This window comes from Proteus hauseri ATCC 700826, assembly GCF_001654965.1.
Taxonomy (GTDB): Bacteria; Pseudomonadota; Gammaproteobacteria; order Enterobacterales; family Enterobacteriaceae; genus Proteus; species Proteus hauseri.
The window spans coordinates 22923-42753 of the sequence record NZ_LXEV01000016.1; the positions used below are offsets into that span (position 1 = coordinate 22923).

The following is a 19831-nucleotide window of genomic DNA, read 5'->3' on the forward strand; positions in this document are numbered from 1 at the left end:
AATGAAGAAAACGCTTTGCTCTACAGGTTTACGCTGGCTTTGGCTTGCAATTGCTGTGGTGGTTTTGGATTTAGGAACCAAACAGTATTTCATGCAGACATTTCGTCTGTATGAGTCTGTCGCTGTTATGCCTTTTTTCAATTTCACTTATGCTCATAATTATGGTGCAGCCTTTAGCTTTTTAGCTGATAAAGGCGGATGGCAGCGCTGGTTTTTTGCTCTAATTGCATTAGCTATCTGTATTACTTTATTGGTCATGCTCTATAAAAATCAAGCGAGCGCCAAACTAAGTAATATTGCTTACGCATTAATTATTGGTGGAGCATTGGGTAATCTTTCTGATCGTCTGATCCATGGATTCGTTATTGATTTTCTGGATGTTTATGTTGGAGATTGGCATTGGCCTACCTTTAATATCGCAGATATGGCAATTTGTATTGGTGCTGCTTTAATTATCATTGAAAGCTTTTTTCCTGATAAAAATGCCAGCTCACAAAAAGCTAAAAAGCAATAATAATCAGACAATTAGTCAACTTAGATAACCCCTGCCTTATGGCGGGGGTTACGCTTAATAAAAGGTAATAGCATGGTTATGCAGGTGCACAAAAACAGCGCAGTGTTGTTGAATTTCACCTTAAAGTTAGCAGATGGCTCAGTCGCTGAATCTACACAAACTCATGGTAAACCGGCACTTTTTCGTCTTGGCGATGAAAGTTTATCTCCAGCATTAGAAGCGCAATTGATTGGATTAGCTGAGGGTGATAAGAAAACCTTTACGCTGGCTGGCGAGCATATTTTTGGTAAATATAATCCTGATCTTCTCCAGTATTTTATGCCCTCTGACTTTGCAGAATCGGGTGTGCCAGAAATTGGCACTATTATGCTATTTACAGCGATGAACGGCAATGAAATGCCAGGTATTGTGCAAGCAATCACAGAAGACTCTGTAACCGTCGATTTCAATCATCCTTTAGCTTCTCAAGAGGTTACTTTTGATATTGAAGTCGTTAATGTTGATGTGCAGGAGGATGCAACCGATGCAAATATTGCTGGCTAACCCACGAGGCTTTTGTGCGGGTGTTGACCGAGCTATCAGCATTGTTGACCGTGCTTTAGAAATTTATGGTGCTCCAATTTATGTTCGCCATGAAGTTGTACATAACCGTTATGTTGTCAATGATTTACGTGAACGTGGCGCTATCTTTATTGAGGAAATTTCTGAAGTACCAGATAACGCGATTTTAATTTTTTCTGCTCATGGTGTTTCTCAAGCTATTCGCCAAGAAGCGCGTTCTCGTAATTTAACTATGCTTTATGATGCCACTTGTCCATTAGTCACTAAAGTACATATGGAAGTTGCTAGAGCAAGCCGTAAAGGCAAAGAAGCCATTTTAATAGGTCATGCAGGGCATCCTGAAGTTGAAGGCACTATGGGGCAATACAACAACCCTGAAGGGGGAATGTATTTAGTTGAGTCACCCGACGATGTGTGGAAACTGAAAGTAAAAGATGAAGATAATCTTTGTTTTATGACCCAAACCACGCTATCAGTGGATGATACGTCTGAGGTTATTGATGCATTAAATGCACGATTTCCTAAAATTGTTGGCCCTCGTAAAGATGATATTTGTTATGCAACGACAAATCGTCAAGAGGCAGCAAGAGAGTTAGCGCAGAAAGCTGATGTTGTATTTGTCGTGGGTTCAAAAAACTCATCTAATTCAAATCGATTGGCTGAACTTGCGCAACGTGCAGGAAAACCCTCTTATTTAATTGATAGTTTTGAGGATATCAATGAAGCTTGGGTGGCTAACGTCAATATTGTTGGTGTTACTGCGGGGGCTTCCGCTCCGGATATTTTAGTGCAACAAGTATTAGAACAGCTTAAATCTTTTGGTGCTGATGAAGTAATTGAGCTTTCAGGACGAGAAGAGAATATTGTTTTTGAAGTTCCTAAAGAACTGCGCCTTGACTATAAAGTTATCGAATAACCTTTTGCGTTCAATCATAAATTTTAAAAGCAGAGCCTATCCCTCTGCTTTTTTATTTTGCCTGCAATAATCCCACACAATAACAAAATGAATAAACATGCTGATTATTGGTTTTACTGATAATTAGTATACTTTTGTGTGTTTTTCTTATCACCAACGTTAAATGCTGGCGTCAGAGAGGCGACATCGCTAATCTGTAAATAACAAATAAGCTTTTTAAGCGTTGCTTAGGAGAAACTAGATTATGTCTGTAAAAGAACTTCGTCTTGCGGTTGTCGGTGCTGGTGGACGTATGGGGCGTCAATTAATTCAGGCAATCTCTCAACAGCAAGGCACGGTATTAGGTGCTGCTTTTGAACGTACAAATTCGTCTTTAATTGGTGCTGATGCAGGGGAACTGGCCGGTATTGGTCATATTGGTGTTACGGTAACGGACAACTTATTAGAGCAAGTGGGTAATTTTGATGTATTAATTGATTTTACGCGCCCAGAGGGAACACTTTTGCATCTCGATTTTTGTGCTAAACATCATAAAGGTATGATTATTGGTACAACAGGTTTTGATGACGAAGGTAAAAAAGCCATTAGCGATGCTGCAAAATCTATACCTATTGTCTTCGCCGCTAACTTTAGCGTCGGTGTTAACTTGGTACTTAAATTACTTGAAAAAGCAGCTAAAGTGATGGGTTCTTACAGTGATATTGAAATTGTAGAAGCGCACCATCGCCACAAAGTAGATGCACCATCAGGTACCGCTTTAGCAATGGGTGAATCTATTGCTGATGCTCTTGGGCGTGATTTAAAAACTTGCGCTGTTTATGAGCGCGTTGGGCATACCGGCGAGCGTGATCCTCAAAGTATTGGCTTTGCGACTATTCGTGCTGGCGATATTGTTGGTGAGCATACCGCTATTTTTGCAGATATTGGTGAGCGAGTAGAGATAAGCCACAAGGCTTCTAGCCGTATGACGTTTGCAAATGGTGCTGTAAAGGCTTCTATTTGGATAAGCGGTCAAAAGTCAGGTCTTCATAATATGAAAGATGTGTTATCTTTAGAGGATTTATAATATTTTTAATTTTTAATTAATTGAAAACCCATGGTTAAATAAATAACTTTGGGTTTTTTATTGGTTTTTATTTAATTTTTATTAATTGATGTTATTTATTTGTCTAATCCTACATTTATTCTCTTTTTTTATCGTATTTTTCCTTTTTTTCTTATTTCCTCTCAAAATAATTACAATTTTAAATTATCTCGGTAAGCAAACGGTTAATTTTGTAAGAAGTCTTGCTTTAATGATCGCTTGGGTGGTTAAAATGCTAATGATTGATATTTTTTCAATTAAAAATGTGTTTTTTCTAGACATCGAGCAGTTCGATCTTTAGAATGCGCCCAATTTGCCAAAAATTTGCCCTATTTTATCTTTTTGGCATTGATTTAGTGCGTTAAATCTGAATTAATATGCATGAAATGTGATTTATTATTCTCAGGAGGGCGTTTTGAACAAATCAGCTATACTGGTTCTCGAAGATGGGACCAAATTCCACGGCAAGTCGATAGGCGCACAAGGCGCCGCTATTGGTGAAGTCGTTTTTAATACTTCAATGACCGGTTATCAAGAAATTCTAACCGACCCTTCCTACTCTCAACAAATTGTCACTCTCACTTATCCCCACATTGGCAATACTGGCGTTAACCATTCAGATGAAGAATCAGATGCTATTCATGCTCAAGGATTAATTATTCGCGATTTGCCATTGGTGATGAGTAGTTATCGTGCTCAAGAGAGCCTATCTGATTATCTAAAACGCCATAATATCGTCGCAATAGCTGATATAGATACCCGTAAACTCACGCGTTTATTACGAGAAAAAGGCGCGCAAAGCGGTTGTATTATTGCGAGTGATAAACTTGATGATGAACTTGCATTAGAAAAAGCAGCAGCATTTCCCGGTTTAAAAGGGATGGACTTGGCAAAAACGGTAACGGTGAAACAGCCTTACCAATGGACACAAGGGAGCTGGAGATTAGAAAATGAACACCCTAACGCTAAACTAGCGGATGAATTACCACTGCATATTGTGGCTTATGATTTTGGTGTGAAGCGTAATATTTTACGTATGCTGGTGGATAGAGGATGCCGCGTTACAGTCGTACCCGCGCAAACTCCGGCACAAGAGGTGCTTGCGCTTTCACCTGATGGTATTTTTCTTTCTAATGGTCCAGGTGATCCGCAGCCTTGTGACTATGCCATCAGTGCGATTAAAACCTTTTTAACGACGGATATTCCGGTTTTCGGTATTTGCTTAGGTCACCAATTATTAGCCCTTGCCAGTGGTGCAAAAACCATAAAAATGAAATTCGGTCACCACGGTGGTAACCATCCTGTAAAAGATTTAGATAACAATACCGTTATGATCACTGCGCAAAATCACGGTTTTGCGGTTGATGAATCGACACTTCCCACTAATTTACGAGTCACGCATAAATCACTTTTTGATGGTTCTTTACAAGGAATTCATCGCACCGATAAACCAGCCTTTAGTTTTCAAGGGCATCCCGAAGCAAGCCCTGGCCCTCATGATGCGGCCCCTCTTTTTGACCACTTTATCGAGCTCATCACACACTATCGTAAAAACCTGCAATCAGTGACAACCAAATAAATCAGGAGCGGAAGAAAATGGCGAAAAGAACAGATATCAAAACAATCCTGATTTTAGGTGCCGGCCCAATAGTTATTGGTCAAGCGTGCGAGTTCGACTACTCAGGAGCTCAAGCTTGTAAAGCATTACGTGAAGAGGGTTATCGAGTGGTGCTGGTTAATTCCAATCCAGCAACTATTATGACTGATCCTGAAATGGCGGATGCCACCTACATCGAGCCTATTCATTGGCAAGTCGTCAGAAAAATTATTGAAAAAGAGCGCCCTGATGCGATTTTGCCAACAATGGGGGGGCAAACGGCATTAAATTGCGCATTAGAATTAGAACGTCAAGGTGTGTTAGCTGAATTCGGTGTGACCATGATTGGTGCTACGGCTGATGCTATCGATAAAGCAGAAGATAGACAACGCTTTGATAAAGCAATGAAAAAAATCGGCTTAGGCACAGCTCGCTCAGGTATTGCTCATAATCTAGAAGAAGCTTTTGCCGTCGCTGAAGATGTCGGATTCCCTTGCATCATTCGTCCTTCATTTACTATGGGCGGCACGGGGGGCGGTATCGCTTATAACCGTGAAGAATTTGAAGAAATTTGTACTCGTGGATTAGATTTATCACCGACTAACGAGTTATTGATTGATGAATCACTTATTGGTTGGAAAGAGTATGAAATGGAGGTGGTGCGCGATAAAAACGACAACTGCATTATTGTCTGCTCTATCGAAAACTTTGATGCGATGGGTATCCATACTGGAGATTCGATTACGGTTGCACCAGCTCAAACGTTAACGGATAAAGAGTACCAAATTATGCGTAATGCCTCGATGGCAGTCTTACGCGAAATTGGTGTTGAAACAGGTGGCTCTAACGTTCAGTTTGCTGTTGACCCAAAAACAGGACGCTTAATTGTTATTGAGATGAATCCACGTGTTTCACGTTCATCAGCGCTAGCGTCAAAAGCGACAGGATTTCCTATCGCTAAAATAGCGGCAAAACTGGCTGTGGGTTATACCCTTGATGAGTTAATGAATGATATCACTGGCGGTAGAACGCCTGCCTCTTTTGAGCCTTCTATCGATTATGTGGTAACAAAAATTCCTCGATTTAATTTTGAAAAATTCGCAGGTACTAATGACAGATTAACCACACAAATGAAATCTGTTGGTGAAGTAATGGCCATTGGCCGAACTCAGCAAGAATCTATGCAAAAAGCGCTGCGTGGCCTTGAAGTTGGCGCAACGGGTTTTGATCCTAAAGTGAATTTAGATGACCCAGAAGCGTTAACTAAAATTCGTCGAGAGTTAAAAGAAGCGGGCTCTGATCGAATTTGGTATATCGCCGATGCTTTTCGTGCCGGTTTATCGGTCGATGGCGTGTTTAACCTTACGAATATCGACCGATGGTTTTTAGTACAAATTGAAGAAATCGTTCGCCTTGAAGAAAAAGTTGCTGAAGTGGGAATAAATGGCTTAACGGCTGATTTTTTACGTCAATTAAAACGTAAAGGTTTTGCTGATGCACGCTTAGCTCAAGTTTTAGGTGTTAAAGAACAGGTTATCCGCGAGTTACGTCATCAATATCAATTACATCCGGTTTATAAACGCGTGGATACCTGTGCGGCTGAATTTGCTACTGATACCGCTTATATGTATTCAACGTATGAAGATGAATGCGAATCCAATCCGCATCAAGATAAGCCTAAAGTTATGGTATTAGGTGGCGGGCCAAATCGGATAGGACAAGGTATTGAGTTCGATTATTGTTGTGTACATGCGGCATTAGCGCTGCGTGAAGACGGCTACGAAACCATTATGGTGAACTGTAACCCTGAAACGGTATCAACCGATTACGATACCTCAGACAGACTTTATTTCGAACCCGTAACGCTTGAAGATGTGCTGGAAATTGTCCGTATAGAAAAGCCAAAAGGGGTGATAGTTCAATATGGTGGACAAACTCCTCTGAAATTAGCCAGAGCATTAGAAGCTGAAGGTGTGCCTGTTATTGGTACAAGTCCTGATGCAATAGACAAAGCCGAAGATCGTGAACGTTTTCAAAAAGCTGTCGATAAATTAGGCTTAAAACAGCCAGAAAATGCAACAGTGACTGCGCTAGAACAAGCGGTAGAAAAAGCGCAGGTAATTGGTTATCCGCTGGTGGTACGTCCTTCTTATGTACTTGGTGGACGCGCAATGGAAATTGTTTATGACGAAATCGATTTGCGTCGATATTTCCAAACAGCGGTCAGTGTTTCAAACGATGCTCCAGTACTGTTAGATCGCTTTCTTGATGATGCGACAGAAGTTGATGTCGATGCCATTTGTGATGGTGAGCAAGTCGTTATAGGCGGCATTATGGAGCATATCGAGCAAGCAGGCGTTCACTCTGGTGACTCTGCGTGCTCATTACCTGCTTATACTTTAAGTCAAGAAATTCAAGATGTAATGCGTCAGCAAGTGCGAGAGCTTGCTTTTGAATTAGGTGTAAAAGGGTTGATGAACGTACAGTTTGCGGTAAAAGACAACGATGTTTATCTTATCGAGGTCAATCCCAGAGCAGCACGTACAGTACCTTTCGTTTCAAAAGCTACGGGAGTCCCTCTCGCTAAAGTTGCAGCACGGGTAATGATAGGGCAAACCCTTGCACAGCAAGGTGTAACGAAAGAAGTGATCCCGCCTTATTATTCTGTAAAAGAAGTGGTTTTACCGTTTAATAAGTTCTCAGGTGTTGATCCAATTTTAGGACCTGAAATGCGTTCAACAGGCGAAGTTATGGGGGTTGGAACAACTTTTGCTCAAGCCTTTGCTAAAGCCATGTTAGGTAGTAGTTCTACAATGAAGAAACAAGGCAGAGCTCTGCTTTCAGTACGTGAAGGTGATAAAAAGCGTGTTGTTGATTTAGCGACGAAATTACTAAAAAGTGGATTTGAATTAGATGCGACACATGGTACGGCCATTGTATTAGGTGAAGCGGGTATAAATCCACGCCTAGTCAACAAAGTTCATGAAGGGCGACCGCATATTGAAGATAGAATTAAAAATGGTGAGTATGACTATATTGTTAATACCACTTCTGGTCGTCAAGCCATTGAAGATTCTAAAATTATTCGCCGTAGTGCACTAAGATATAAAGTCCATTATGACACCACATTAAATGGTGGATTTGCCACGACGCTATCTTTAAGTGCCGATCCTACTGCTGATGTGATTTCAGTCCAAGAAATGCACGAAAAGATAAATAAAATTTAAGCTTAATTCTTGTCATTATATTAATCCTGAATACGGAAGGATTCGTATTCAGGATTTTTTGTCTTCTTTTTTCACAGAAGACGTCTCTAAAAATAGAGCATGTTAATTTCTTTGTTTGACGAATTGATTTTCGTCTTTTTTTTGAGCCTAAGTCAAGAAGAAACTATTTTTAAACATCTTATAATATGTTGTTTTAACTTGTTATATTTTTTATTTTCTATCGAGGCAATCTAGGGGGTAGGGGGAGTTCTGTTACTATAGTGCTGGGCGCTTGGATCATTTTAGTTCAAGCATTTTGCAAGAGCCAGAAAGAGAAAAGCCCTGAATTCTATTTTTATAACACTATGAGTATTCTGACTCATTTATTAGCGCCAGTAATTGATGCCGTAAGCGTTGAAAAAACAGCAGATTATCTACAGCAATTAGATTGTACTCGGGTTGTTATTACTCATAATCCTGAACTTGCTAAACGTGCTGATTATGTTGTTTTTTTAGATAATGGAAAGGTGATTGAACAAGGAACACCAACAGAATTATTATCATCATCAATATGGTTTTCTCGTTTTTGTAACGAAAATTGCCGTTAAATTGATATGGTGTTTTTTTTATTTTTCGTCCTCGACGAAGCATGAAAATTTTCTACTTATTTTAAATAAGTATTTGAAAATATCATCACGACAATACGTTATAAAATAGTCTAGATTTTATTAGTTTACCCCCCACTCAATATTAATTATGAGTGGGGGGTATTTAATTAATAATAAAATTTATTTTGTTATATTGCTATCTCCACTCCATTTAAAACCTTGTGTAACCTGACTTGTATTTCCATTCACAGTCAGACTAATAATTAAGTTACCTCTACCGGTATCAGTATTTTTACATTCTTTATCAATAGCATAACTAGATGAAGTATAATAAAACGTCATTGTTTCATTTAAATTTTTATAGAAAGTAAATTTGCTTGGATAGTCTACACTATCAATTATAGTACCCACATATTGGCCACTACTTTCAAGAGTAACATCTCTAATTTTTGCACTTAATGTTATTGGATAGAGTAGCTCTTTATCTTGTCGATGAAGAGAAGCTTCAACCTTTATAAATAAATGTGTTGTTTCTGTTTCACTAGGATATTGGCAATGAGTTGTTGTACTTGAGCCATTTGATGTATGGATGAATATTGAATTTTTATTAATATTCATCAGTGTTGTTGCGCTCTGAGCATCTATTCCTGAAATATTAATATTATAGGACTTTTTATAAGGTTTATCATTTAAATCAAAAACCTCAACATCTAATATTAGTGTATTGTTATTATTTAAATAATTTTCAGGTATCGCATCAAATACTACTGGATCTTTTAGATTAAACTTTGGTTGGTAATTTAATCTGCTTATTCTCTTTATTTCCGTATTGTTTTTATCGCGTAAGACAAAATCAACGGCATGTGGATCTTCTCCTACTGGACTCCATTTTACGGTAAAACTATTATCAGTTTTATATAAAGGATGCCAGTTTATATTAGTCGTGTTAGTTTCACGGCTTTTAGTATCCATTGAAATAAATTCAATGTGATCAATATTAATCTTTGGTGTTTTAGCAACATTTACGCTATAGCTATTATTATAATCTTGGTAGTAACTATTATTTAGTACCTCAAGAATGAGTTTAGTGCTACCTACATTTAGCTTAGTAATCATTCCATCAGGTGTAATGTTAACAACATTTGGATCATCACTACGCCATACCGCTTGTGCTTTGCTCGGGATCGGATTTATTGTCTTTTGAGCTTCTATAGGACCATTATTAGTATAATCATCTGATAAAGCTATTACCTGCTCTTTAAAGGTATAATTAAGAGTCCCTTTTTCTTGATGATAATTTACTATTATTGTCGATGATTTAAATTGATCAGTAGCTTCAGAAATAACATTAATTTTCGTATCACCTGGTTTAATTGCAGTGATTTCCCCTTTATTATCTATAGATAATATTTTGTCATCTAAACTTATAAATTGTAATGGCGGCGGGTTAATAGCACCGTCTGAATTGCTATAACTAGTACTAATATTTTGTGTAATACCATCATCCCAAGTTGAATTTATTTGTGTGTTTTTAGTCGATAATCCTATATCTGCTTTTTCAATAACAAGCGGATAACTACTTTCAGCAGGAAGATAGTGATCATCACCTGCTGTCTGTAATGTGATGGATACCGTTCCTGCTTTTTTCATCGAAATTGTGCCCTTGCGGCTATCAATAGAAGCAATGCTCGGATCGGAACTTGACCACATTTTATCAACATTATTTGGTAGCCCTTTAAATGTCAGTGCATTTATTGGCAAAGAAGCATAAATCTCTTGCTGAATTTTTTTATCAAAAATAATTTCAGGTTTAGGAATGGTGACTTTAATCATAACGGGTTTAGCAACAGCGATCCCTTCAGCTTCTGCGGCTAATGTAATATCTGCTTTAACATTAGAAGTTAGTTTGGTTTGATATTGACCATTTCCTAATGGTTTTAATGGATTATCACTAAAATGCGCAGTGCCCGTTGTGGCTGTTAAGTTAACCGTTTTACCATCAATCGTGTTGTCATATTTATCAACTAATTTTACTGTTAAAATGGCTTCGTCTTTATCATCACCGCCAATAGACTGGCGGTTTGTTGTCAGTGTTGACTTATTGGCATCAATATCAGCAGGCAATACCGTGACATCAGAAATAGCTTGATGGTTGCTCAAATCAAGATATGCGCTGACTTTTAATATACCTGCAACTTTGCTGGTAATATTGGTTCTTGCTATACCTTTAGCATCTGTATAAGTGCTGAAATCGTAGTCATCAGCTAAGCCTAATAATTTCCATGAAACAATTACATTAGGTAAAATATTGTCATTAGCGTCAATAATAGTTGCTTGATAATTAACGCCTTTATCGCCTGCAATTATGCTTGTGCGATCAACATCTGTTGATTTTATTTTCCATGTTGTTGGATCGGCATTCAGTTGTAAGGCTTTTTGTTTTTTAAAGTCAGTACCGTTGATATTGACACTTAAATTAGCTGTACCTGATTTTGTTCCCGTTGCTTCAATTTCATAATGACCCGGTGAAACTTGTTTTGCTGCACTAAAAACAATGGTCGGATTATTTGAAATACCTTTTACTTGCTGATCCGGTAGAATATTTCCGCCCTTATCTTTAATAATTAAACTTAATAGCGCTTTATCTTTACCATTAGCAATAATAGTCGCTGGTAATAAAGTGATTTCCGAACTGTTTTCATCCACATTGTCAGCAACAAAATTTACATCAGGTGCGGCAAAGGTACCGGTGTTTAATACTGCATTTATTTTTGATAAACCTGCTGGATTACGCGTTAATTTAACTTGAGCAATCCCTTGATTATCCGTAAATGTTAATGGTTGAGATAATAAACTGTCTCTGTCTGTTGTCCATGTAACGGCAACACCACTATTTAACGGATTATTGTTATTATCAACAAGATAAGCTTTATAAATAATGGTATCGCCAGCATGTGGTTTTGTATTGCTTATATCAAACTTACTGATTTTTGCGCTTTGAGCATCAGGTAATACCGTTAGCGGCGCGGTTTGTTTAATTAACGTTGAATTTACAGTTGCACTTAATATTGTATTACCGGCTTTTAACGCACTAATTTGTGCTTGATAAACACCTTTTTCTTTTTCAGTAAATGAGCTGGTAGTAAAAGTTAAATCAGTAGTGTGATTTAGGGTAATTTTATTTGCCAACCCCGTTAATAAATTACTGTTTTTATCTTCTAGTTTTACGGTAATAAGTGCTTTATCTGTTCCTGAAATAATGGTATTTGGCGAGACAAATAATTGTGATTTATCCGCAGATATCACATCAGCATTAAAAATAATAATATGGTCAGCATCAAGAGATTGTTGGCTATCTAACATGGCAGTTACTTGCGCTGAACCTATTTGTCTACTGGTTAATGCAATCTCGGCAATACCATTTTTATCTGTTTTACTGATAGGTGAAGAGAGTTTACCTAATGAGGTGAGCCAACCTACGGCAACGCCTTCCATGCTTGGATTGCCTTGTTTATCAACAATTTTAGCGCGAATAGTCACTTTATCAGCACCGTTCGCTGTAACATCGAAAGGGGCTACAACATTAACTGCTTGAATTGTGGCATTTTGTTTGTCGGCAATAAAACCAAGTGGTTGAGTTAAGGTAAAGGTATTATTTGTATTCGTGTATTTAGCGTTAATAATACTAACGCCCTCTTTCTTACCACGAATAGTTGTTTGATAAAGACCATTAGCTGTTTCTTTTATTCCACTAAATTGAATGGTGCTATTGTCGCCAGTAAGTGAAATAAATTTTTGTTGTTTAGAGATAGGGTTATCAAACTTATCTTTTAAAATAAGGGTTCCTGTCGCAAGTGATTGTCCATTGGCGATAATAGATTCTGGATCAAGAGTGAATATACTATGAGCAGGATCTGCTACACCTGAAATAAAATAAACATCTTGAGCCGCAGTTTGTTTATTCGCTAAAGTTGCCGTAATAGTTGTTAGAAGTGCTTGAGTTCCTTTAATTGTTATTTTTACATCGCCATTGTTATCTGTTTTAACCATATTTTCGCTAAGATTATTATGATTTGAACGCCAGAAAACAGCATGTTTAATTAAAGGATTATTTTGTTTATCAGAAACATGAGCAAGTAAGGTAATACTGTCGTTATTATCTGCAATTGCCTGTGTCTTATTATTAACCGTAGTTAATGTTATTTTTGCACTGTTAGGATTAGCTATCGCATTCAGTGTAATCTGTGTTTTTTCGTTATTGGTCAGTTTGGCAGTAACATCAAAATCGCCTGCAACTTTAGTGCTAACTTGATTAGAGGTTTGCCCTTGATTATCAGTGGTTGTTTTTTGTTTATTAAGCGTAGTAGCAGAATTAGATTGCCATTCAACAATAACATTCGGCAATTTATTACCAAACTTATCTTTTACTGTTGCTGTTAATATCGCGTGTTCTTGATCATCTGCAATTAATTGAGTTTTATCGGAAGATAGTGTAATTAAACCTTGCTGATTATCTGCAATAAAAGTAATCGGGGCTGCGGATAATGAGTGATTATTTGTTGTTGCAGTGACAACAACATCTAAAGCTTGAGTACTGGTTAATGTGGTTTTTGTAATACCATTTATATCTGTCGATGAAGTGTTTTGAATATTAACGACATTTTTATCTCTATCTGTTGACCATAAAATTAATGCATTAGGTAATGGGTTATTAAAATTATCAGTCACTTTTGCTGTAAATGTGACTTTTGTTTTACCATCAGCGATATAAGGTGGTGCTGATGGTGTAATAGAAACGATTTGCCCATTAGAAAGATTACCAATAAATGTGGTTGTCGCTTCGGTGACTTTATGGCTATGGGTTACTTCTGCTTTTAATAAAACATCATCTGCAAATTGGCTCACCATAGTGGTACTGGCTTTACCATCTTTATCGGTGGTAACGATTTTATCTTTAACCTGAGCTTGATTATTAGCGCGTAATATAACCTTAATATTAGGAACAGGATTGTCATTTTTATCAATGACGGCTAATGATATCTCTTTTTCTGTGGCATTATCAGCCGGTGAAATTTCAGGTTTAATTGTTAATAAAGAGCGAGGAATATACGCTGTATTTTGGTCTGCAACAAAATTGACTGAAATAGGATAATCAATATCAGCAACACCGACTTTAATATTCGTTATGCCCGCAGTGGTATTAGTAATAGGAATTTGTGCTTCACCGTAAAATCCGCTGTAACCTATTGGAATAATTTTTGCACCATTGTCAGCAGAAAAACGAATAGGGTAATTAATAATATGATTGTTATTAATATCAGTAACAATGACTTTTATTTTATTTTCACTTATTCCATCAGCAGGTGAATTATCTTTAATAACAGTAAGATTACCTTTTCCTATATGAATTGTTTTAGTATCTGCATGAAAATTAATTTCAGCTGAATCAAATATATTATCTCTAAAATAAGGCGTTAAAATTAGCTTTTCAGGTGAGCTACCTGCCGTTACAGTAATCTGATATTTACCAGAATCTATGCGACTAAATTGAGATATAGTGCTTCCACTAGTTGAGTTGTCGGTCTGTTTTTTTACCGATAGTTCATTAATATTGATATCAACTGGCAGATTATCATTATCAAATATAGAAAGTACTAACTGCTGTTGTGTATGACCATCAGCAGGTAATTGGCTAAAACCGGGTTCAAATTGACTATTTTGAGTATTAATCGCAGACTGAACGACAGTTATTTTACTTTGTACAGGATCAGAACGATTACCTTTTTCATCAATGGCTACTGCACTAATGGTATAGCTATTTTTGTTGTTAGAGCCAGATATATGGTTAGGAAGGATCACTGAGTAATTAAAATTATTATTGTTTTTAATTTTCCCACCATTAGCGATTAACCCACTTGCTGACCATTCAATTTGTTTCACTGGATATTTAGAACGAATTTGTACAGCTAAGTCTTTTTCTTCTTTTGCATATCCAGCAATAGAAGGGGTAACAGAAAGGAAAACTAAGGTTTTCTTTTTATATTCAAGTACGATGTCATTATTTCTATCAACAAAATCATAACGGCTACCAGACATTAGCCGCATAGCACGTACATTATCTGAATTAAGTTGCGAAGAGAGCGATTCACCTAGGCGATATTGTACATTCACATCAAACTTATTATCTGATTGCTCATGTAATCCAAAACGGCGCTCTGCACCAAAGGTAATTAAAGGTACTGGAGTGTAAGTTAATCCCGCTGTATATGCGTGAGGGTTTTCTTGGCGATTATCTTTGCCAAATAAACCAACTTCCTTACCATAATATTGTTCGAAAATTAATTTTGCACCTAATTGAGGATAAGCAGGTAAATAACCTTCAGTGCGTATATCCCAACCATTGGCGGGTCTTTCGTTATAATCCATTACATCATCAGAAGTCCGCCAATTAGATATTCGGTGATAATGATTTGCACTGAGTTTAAAATAATTTCGCCATACTTCAGCGCCAATACCCAATCGACTGTGGTAACGACTTAAATCGTAATCATAAAAGGCATTAATACCAAGCATAAAGCGTTCAGTAAAATGGCGATAACCGATGCCTTGGTTGATTTGGCTACGAGAATCTTTTCGATGATAGCTTGTTTGAGAAAAAACTAAGTTTTTTTCTTGATCATATAAAGGAATTAAAAGATCAGCAGAGCTACTCTCTAATGTGAAATTTTTATCAGTAGAAAGTGATACACGAGCATGACCAAATTGATTTAACCATTGTTCTATTTTTTCATTGGCTTTGTTAGTCACTTGACTTATTGCATACTGACTTGCGTTAGTTTCTTTATTTAATAAAGCTGAGTTATTAACAATTAATTGTGCTAATTCTTTACCATCAGAAGATATTTCAGGTAAATCTTGACTGATATTATTTAACCATTTTCCTTTTCGTTGCTCATTATTAGGAATATTAAGTGTAATACCAGTTTTAATTTTTAATTTCCCTACCAAAGAGACATTATCAGGATTGGCTTCAATTAATTTTGAGAGTTTTATATTGAAGTTTTTAGCAATTGATTCAGGTGTGTCGCCATCTTTTACTTGATAAAGGTTTCGCAGTAATGGTTTGTTAATAAACTGATTTTCATTAATATTTTCGCTAGCGAAAACATTGGCAGGAATGCTTGCTGCGATGGGGAAAACAAATTGAATAAAGATATTTGTCCATGCAACTTTTTTAGCTATAGATGATAGCTGTGGTGTTAGCCCATATTTCGATATTGTCATTTTAAAAACTCATCGTAATAAATAATGATGAGATTCTCTTACTTATAGATGTTTTCGATATCAGAAACTGAACTTGAATTCATTAGTTTTTAAATATCTAAAAAATCAAGATCAAAAATATAAAAATAAAATAAAAAGATAATTAGAAAAATAAAAAAATAGTGTGATAAGATTTTTGAATAAAAAAGCCAATGTAAATATTTACATTGGCTTTTCGTATTTAATAACTACAACTACATATCAATAAAGTAATCTGGATCTGGACCTAAACGTTTTTTCTGGTCTAACGTAGTTATTGCTGTGACTTCTTCTCTTTCAAGTTTAAAGTCAAAAATATGAAAGTTTTCCTCAATTCTTGATGGAGTCACAGATTTTGGAATAACCACTAATCCACTATCTATATGCCAACGTAACACTATCTGTGCCGGTGATTTGTTGTATTTTTCAGCTAGCTTTTGAATGATCGGACTATCAAATACACCTTCACCACCTTGAGCGAGTGGACTCCACGATTCAGTTACAATCTTATGAGTTGTATTCCAAGCGCGTAGTGGGGCTTGTTGCATTAATGGGTGAATTTCGATTTGGTTAATAACGGGTGTAACACCCGTTTCAGTAATAAGACGTTCAAGGTGTTCTGGTTGGAAATTACAAACACCAATGCTTTTAACTAGCCCTTCTTTTTGTAAGATGATCATCTGTTTCCATGCTTCAACATAGAGATCACGCGAAGGTGCTGGCCAATGCATTAAATAAAGGTCGATATAATCCAGTTGCAAACGCTGGAGGCTTTCTAATACAGCGCCACGAGCATGACTTTGATCGTTATTCCACAGTTTTGTGGTGATATAAAGCTCATCACGAGGAACAGTTGTTTGTTTTAGCGCTTTTCCCACACCTTCTTCATTGTGATAAATCGCTGCTGTATCAAATAAACGATAACCTGTATCTAATGCATGGTGAATCGCTTTAATGACCTGATTATTATCTGCTTTCCAAACACCTAACCCAAGTTGTGGTATGGTTTTTCCATCAGATAGTTGAATCAATTTAGGTTTATCCATTAATGCCTCCAGTCCCATTAAAGTACTTAGAGCGCTGCTGTATAGATCCGTTGGCTAACTTCAAGCGTGATATCTTGATGTTCACCTAGCGCGGTTTGACCATGTTCTTGCAGTTTTCGCACTAAGGCTGGGATATCCGCTTCGCCGATTTTAAAATCAGACAGTCGAGTTCTAAGTCCCATAATTTCAAAAAATTTTCGAGTTTCGTTAATTGCAGTTTCAATTTTAAAAGCGTCAGAACCTTGGTGAATTCCCCAGACTTTCTGTGCATATTGGATAAGCTTTTGGTATTTCTCCTGGCGTTTTTCATTGAGTAAGGCAGGTAAAACAATGGCGAGAGTCTGGGCATGATCAAGACCATGTAAAGCGGTAAGTTCATGTCCTAATGCATGGGTAGCCCAATCTTGAGGGACTCCTACACCAAGGATGCCATTAAGCGCTTGTGATGCTGTCCACATTATATTAGCACGAATATCATAGTCTGTTGGTGATACCAACGCTTTAGGGCCTTCTTCAATTAAAATACGCAAAAGACCTTCTGCATATTCATCTTGTACACGAGCATTCACTGGATAAGTGAGATATTGCTCTAATATATGAATAAAAGCATCAACAACACCATTAGCTGTTTGCCTTGGTGGTAATGAATATGTGGTTGTAGGATCTAAAATTGCGCAATGAGGATAAACATAAGGGCTAGCAAAGCTCTGTTTATCCATTGTCTGTTTTTTACTAATAACAGAGAAGCTATTGGTTTCTGAGCCAGTGGCCGGAAGTGTTAGCACACAACTTAATGGTAAGGCCTTTTGCACCACGTTCCCGCGGCTAGTGACAATTTCCCAAGGCTCGCCTTGATAAGGTACTGCCGCGGCAATAAATTTAGTGCCATCAACAACAGAACCACCACCAACGGCTAATAAGTGTGTAATGCCATAATAGCGAGCATATGAGACTGCTTTCATTAAGGTCTCATATGAGGGATTTGGCTCAATACCGCCAAACTCATGAATTTGATAACCTGGTAGCGCTGTATAAATTTGGTCTAGTACGCCATTTCGTTTAATACTACCTCCACCATAAGTGAGTAAAATTCTTTCACTTTTTGCAATTTCAGTACGAAGTTTGTCTATTTGTCCTCGACCAAAATGAATACGTGTTGGTGAGTAATAAGTAAAGTTTTGCATTATAGTTTTCACCTTGTTTTTTGGTGTGTGATATGACAATAAATAAGTAAAAAATTTTTCTCTGTATATAGACGGATAATAGTGACAAAACTATAAGATTGTGAAAATGAGAGTATTGGGTTTTTCTCTCAATGATAAACACAATACTAATTATAAGTTACTTTTAATTTATCGGAGATATATGACAAATCATTATTTAAAATTAAACCAAGCTCACTGGGATAATCAAGCTGCAATGGAAAATCAGTGGTCTAAACCTGTCAGCGATGAAGAAATTATGGCTGCTAAACAAGGGAATTGGAAAGTACATCTCACACCAACCCCGGTAAAAGCATCGTGGTTAACCGATATTGAAGGTAAAAAAATACTTTGTTTAGCCTCTGCTGGTGGGCAACAAGGGCCTATTTTAGCCGCTGCAGGTGCACAAGTGACGGTTTTTGATTTATCAGAAGGGCAATTAAGTAAAGACAGACAATTAGCAGAAAAACATCAATTAAATTTGGTTACTGTACAAGGTGATATGGCAAATTTAAGCGATTTTACTGATGAAAGCTTTGATATTGTGTTTCATCCCATTTCTAATTTGTATGTGCCTGATGTAAATCCTGTTTGGCAAGAGTGTTACCGTGTATTGAAAAAAGGTGGTGTATTGATGGCCAGCTTTTATAATTCTGTTGTATTTGTCGATGACAGGGATCCTAAATTGCGAGCTCAAGGATTAATGCGACTTGCTTATCGCTTGCCTTATAGTGATCAAGATTCATTACCATCAGATATTCTGCAAGAAAAAGTAGCAAGAGGTGACGGTCTGGTATTTGGTCACTCTTTAACTGATTTAATTGGTGGGCAATTAACCGCTGGTTTCTTATTACAAGAGTTTATTGAAGACTTTGCTCCTCATGCGCGTTTTTTAGTTGATAGTTATATTCCGACATTCTTGGCTTCAAAGGCAATTAAGCTTTAAGGTGAGAGTATGATAGTTATTAATATAAACGGATTTTTGATTAGATATTAATTTGATAGGAGAAAAACTGAACTTTTGATGATGGGTTAAATAAAAATACGCCATTATGACTGACTAACATAATGGCGTATTTTTTATTTGTTTGCGCTACTACGGCGATGCTTAATATACATTGCAATAGAGCCAATTAGCCCCGCAGTAAGTAATACGACCGGTATTATCATTAGAATATTCATGACCAATTGTTCATGTTTTTGAACAAAAGGGATCTGATTTAAGATATAGCCTAACGAAACAATGATACCTACCCATAAAAATCCACTTATCCAATTAAATAAGTGAAAACGCCGCTGTTCTAATTCTGATAAACCCGCGAGTGTTGGTAATAAAGTTCGCACAAAGGCAATAAAACGACCAATTAATAGCGCGTATAAACCTTGGCGATGAAATAGCTCGTTGGCTCGCTGGTGATATTGATCTGGTAGCTGTGACATCCAACGTTTAACGATCTTTGTATCACTTAGCCAACGCCCTTGTAAAAAGCCAAGCCAACTTCCGACGCTTGCGGCGGTGCCTAATATGGCTATGGTTGGAATAAAATGTAAAACATCTTTGGCTATTAACGCACCACAAAGAACAAGCAGTGTATCTCCTGGTAAAAAAGCGGCGGGTAAAATACCGTTTTCCAGCATAATAATAATAAAAAGTACAACATAGATAACCCACATTATATTTGGATCAGCAAGCACCATATAATCATGTTGCAATAGTGCGTGGATTATCTCTTTTAATGTATCCATTCGCGAACTCGCATAAAAAAGGACTTTATAGCAGCTATTCTAACGCAAA

General features: G+C 37.1%; 12 protein-coding genes. 8 read left to right on the forward strand and 4 right to left on the reverse strand.

Features of this window, described 5'->3' with window-relative positions; translation table 11 throughout:
* Position 1 precedes the first annotated feature (1 nt).
* The 7 genes from lspA to M997_RS04750 all read left to right on the forward strand — a co-directional run bounded on the left by lspA (position 2) and on the right by M997_RS04750 (position 8486).
* On the forward strand, positions 2-514 hold the full coding sequence (gene lspA, locus M997_RS04715) for a signal peptidase II (RefSeq protein ID WP_064718955.1): 513 nt from the start codon (positions 2-4) through the stop codon (positions 512-514).
* 72 nt (positions 515-586) lie between these two features.
* Positions 587-1057: an FKBP-type peptidyl-prolyl cis-trans isomerase gene (fkpB, locus tag M997_RS04720; RefSeq protein ID WP_064718956.1), complete on the forward strand. Its 471-nt coding sequence runs from the start codon at positions 587-589 to the stop codon at positions 1055-1057.
* A complete protein-coding gene (ispH, locus tag M997_RS04725) occupies positions 1038-1991 on the forward strand; it encodes a 4-hydroxy-3-methylbut-2-enyl diphosphate reductase (RefSeq protein ID WP_064718957.1) in 954 nt (317 codons plus the stop codon). The genes fkpB and ispH overlap by 20 nt, the downstream gene beginning before the upstream one ends.
* A 244-nt stretch (positions 1992-2235) precedes the next feature.
* Positions 2236-3057, forward strand: a complete 822-nt coding sequence (dapB, locus tag M997_RS04730) for a 4-hydroxy-tetrahydrodipicolinate reductase (protein WP_064718958.1) — start codon at positions 2236-2238, stop codon at positions 3055-3057.
* Positions 3058-3490: 433 nt separating this feature from the next.
* Positions 3491-4654, forward strand: coding sequence for a glutamine-hydrolyzing carbamoyl-phosphate synthase small subunit (gene carA, locus M997_RS04740; RefSeq protein WP_064718960.1), 1164 nt, complete (start codon positions 3491-3493; stop codon positions 4652-4654).
* Between the two features lie 17 nt (positions 4655-4671).
* Positions 4672-7899 carry a carbamoyl-phosphate synthase large subunit gene (carB, locus tag M997_RS04745; protein ID WP_064718961.1) on the forward strand — a complete coding sequence of 1076 codons (3228 nt, stop codon included), beginning with the start codon at positions 4672-4674 and terminating at the stop codon, positions 7897-7899.
* A gap of 260 nt (positions 7900-8159) precedes the next feature.
* Entirely contained in the window at positions 8160-8486 is a 327-nt protein-coding gene (locus tag M997_RS04750) for an ABC transporter ATP-binding protein/permease (RefSeq protein ID WP_064718962.1), read from the forward strand.
* Positions 8487-8666: 180 nt separating this feature from the next.
* Here the strand turns inward: M997_RS04750 and M997_RS04755 are convergent, their stop codons facing one another.
* The 3 genes from M997_RS04755 to M997_RS04765 form a co-directional block, all read right to left on the reverse strand.
* Positions 8667-15770, reverse strand: coding sequence for an Ig-like domain-containing protein (locus M997_RS04755; protein ID WP_064718963.1), 7104 nt, complete (start codon positions 15768-15770; stop codon positions 8667-8669).
* Positions 15771-16003: 233 nt separating this feature from the next.
* Positions 16004-16834, reverse strand: coding sequence for a 2,5-didehydrogluconate reductase DkgA (gene dkgA, locus M997_RS04760; protein WP_064718964.1), 831 nt, complete (start codon positions 16832-16834; stop codon positions 16004-16006).
* A gap of 26 nt (positions 16835-16860) precedes the next feature.
* The gene (locus M997_RS04765; RefSeq protein WP_064718965.1) at positions 16861-18018 is read right to left on the reverse strand and encodes an iron-containing alcohol dehydrogenase; all 1158 of its coding nucleotides are present in this window, start codon (positions 18016-18018) and stop codon (positions 16861-16863) included.
* A 181-nt stretch (positions 18019-18199) separates the two neighbouring features.
* Between M997_RS04765 and M997_RS04770 the strand changes: the two genes are divergently transcribed.
* Entirely contained in the window at positions 18200-18982 is a 783-nt protein-coding gene (locus tag M997_RS04770; protein WP_064718966.1) for a class I SAM-dependent methyltransferase, read from the forward strand.
* Between the two features lie 134 nt (positions 18983-19116).
* Here M997_RS04770 and M997_RS04775 read toward each other — a convergent pair whose 3' ends face one another.
* Positions 19117-19782 carry a DedA family protein gene (locus tag M997_RS04775; protein ID WP_064718967.1) on the reverse strand — a complete coding sequence of 222 codons (666 nt, stop codon included), beginning with the start codon at positions 19780-19782 and terminating at the stop codon, positions 19117-19119.
* Positions 19783-19831: the final 49 nt, after the last annotated feature.

Coding starts and splice junctions, on each gene's coding strand:
- lspA (WP_064718955.1), top strand. CDS start 2: ATGAAGAAAACGCTTTGCTCTACAGGTTTACGCTGGCTTTGGCTTGCA.
- fkpB (WP_064718956.1), top strand. CDS start 587: ATGGTTATGCAGGTGCACAAAAACAGCGCAGTGTTGTTGAATTTCACC.
- ispH (WP_064718957.1), top strand. CDS start 1,038: ATGCAAATATTGCTGGCTAACCCACGAGGCTTTTGTGCGGGTGTTGAC.
- dapB (WP_064718958.1), top strand. CDS start 2,236: ATGTCTGTAAAAGAACTTCGTCTTGCGGTTGTCGGTGCTGGTGGACGT.
- carB (WP_064718961.1), top strand. CDS start 4,672: ATGGCGAAAAGAACAGATATCAAAACAATCCTGATTTTAGGTGCCGGC.
- M997_RS04755 (WP_064718963.1), bottom strand. CDS start 15,770: ATGACAATATCGAAATATGGGCTAACACCACAGCTATCATCTATAGCT.
- dkgA (WP_064718964.1), bottom strand. CDS start 16,834: ATGGATAAACCTAAATTGATTCAACTATCTGATGGAAAAACCATACCA.
- M997_RS04765 (WP_064718965.1), bottom strand. CDS start 18,018: ATGCAAAACTTTACTTATTACTCACCAACACGTATTCATTTTGGTCGA.
- M997_RS04770 (WP_064718966.1), top strand. CDS start 18,200: ATGACAAATCATTATTTAAAATTAAACCAAGCTCACTGGGATAATCAA.
- M997_RS04775 (WP_064718967.1), bottom strand. CDS start 19,782: ATGGATACATTAAAAGAGATAATCCACGCACTATTGCAACATGATTAT.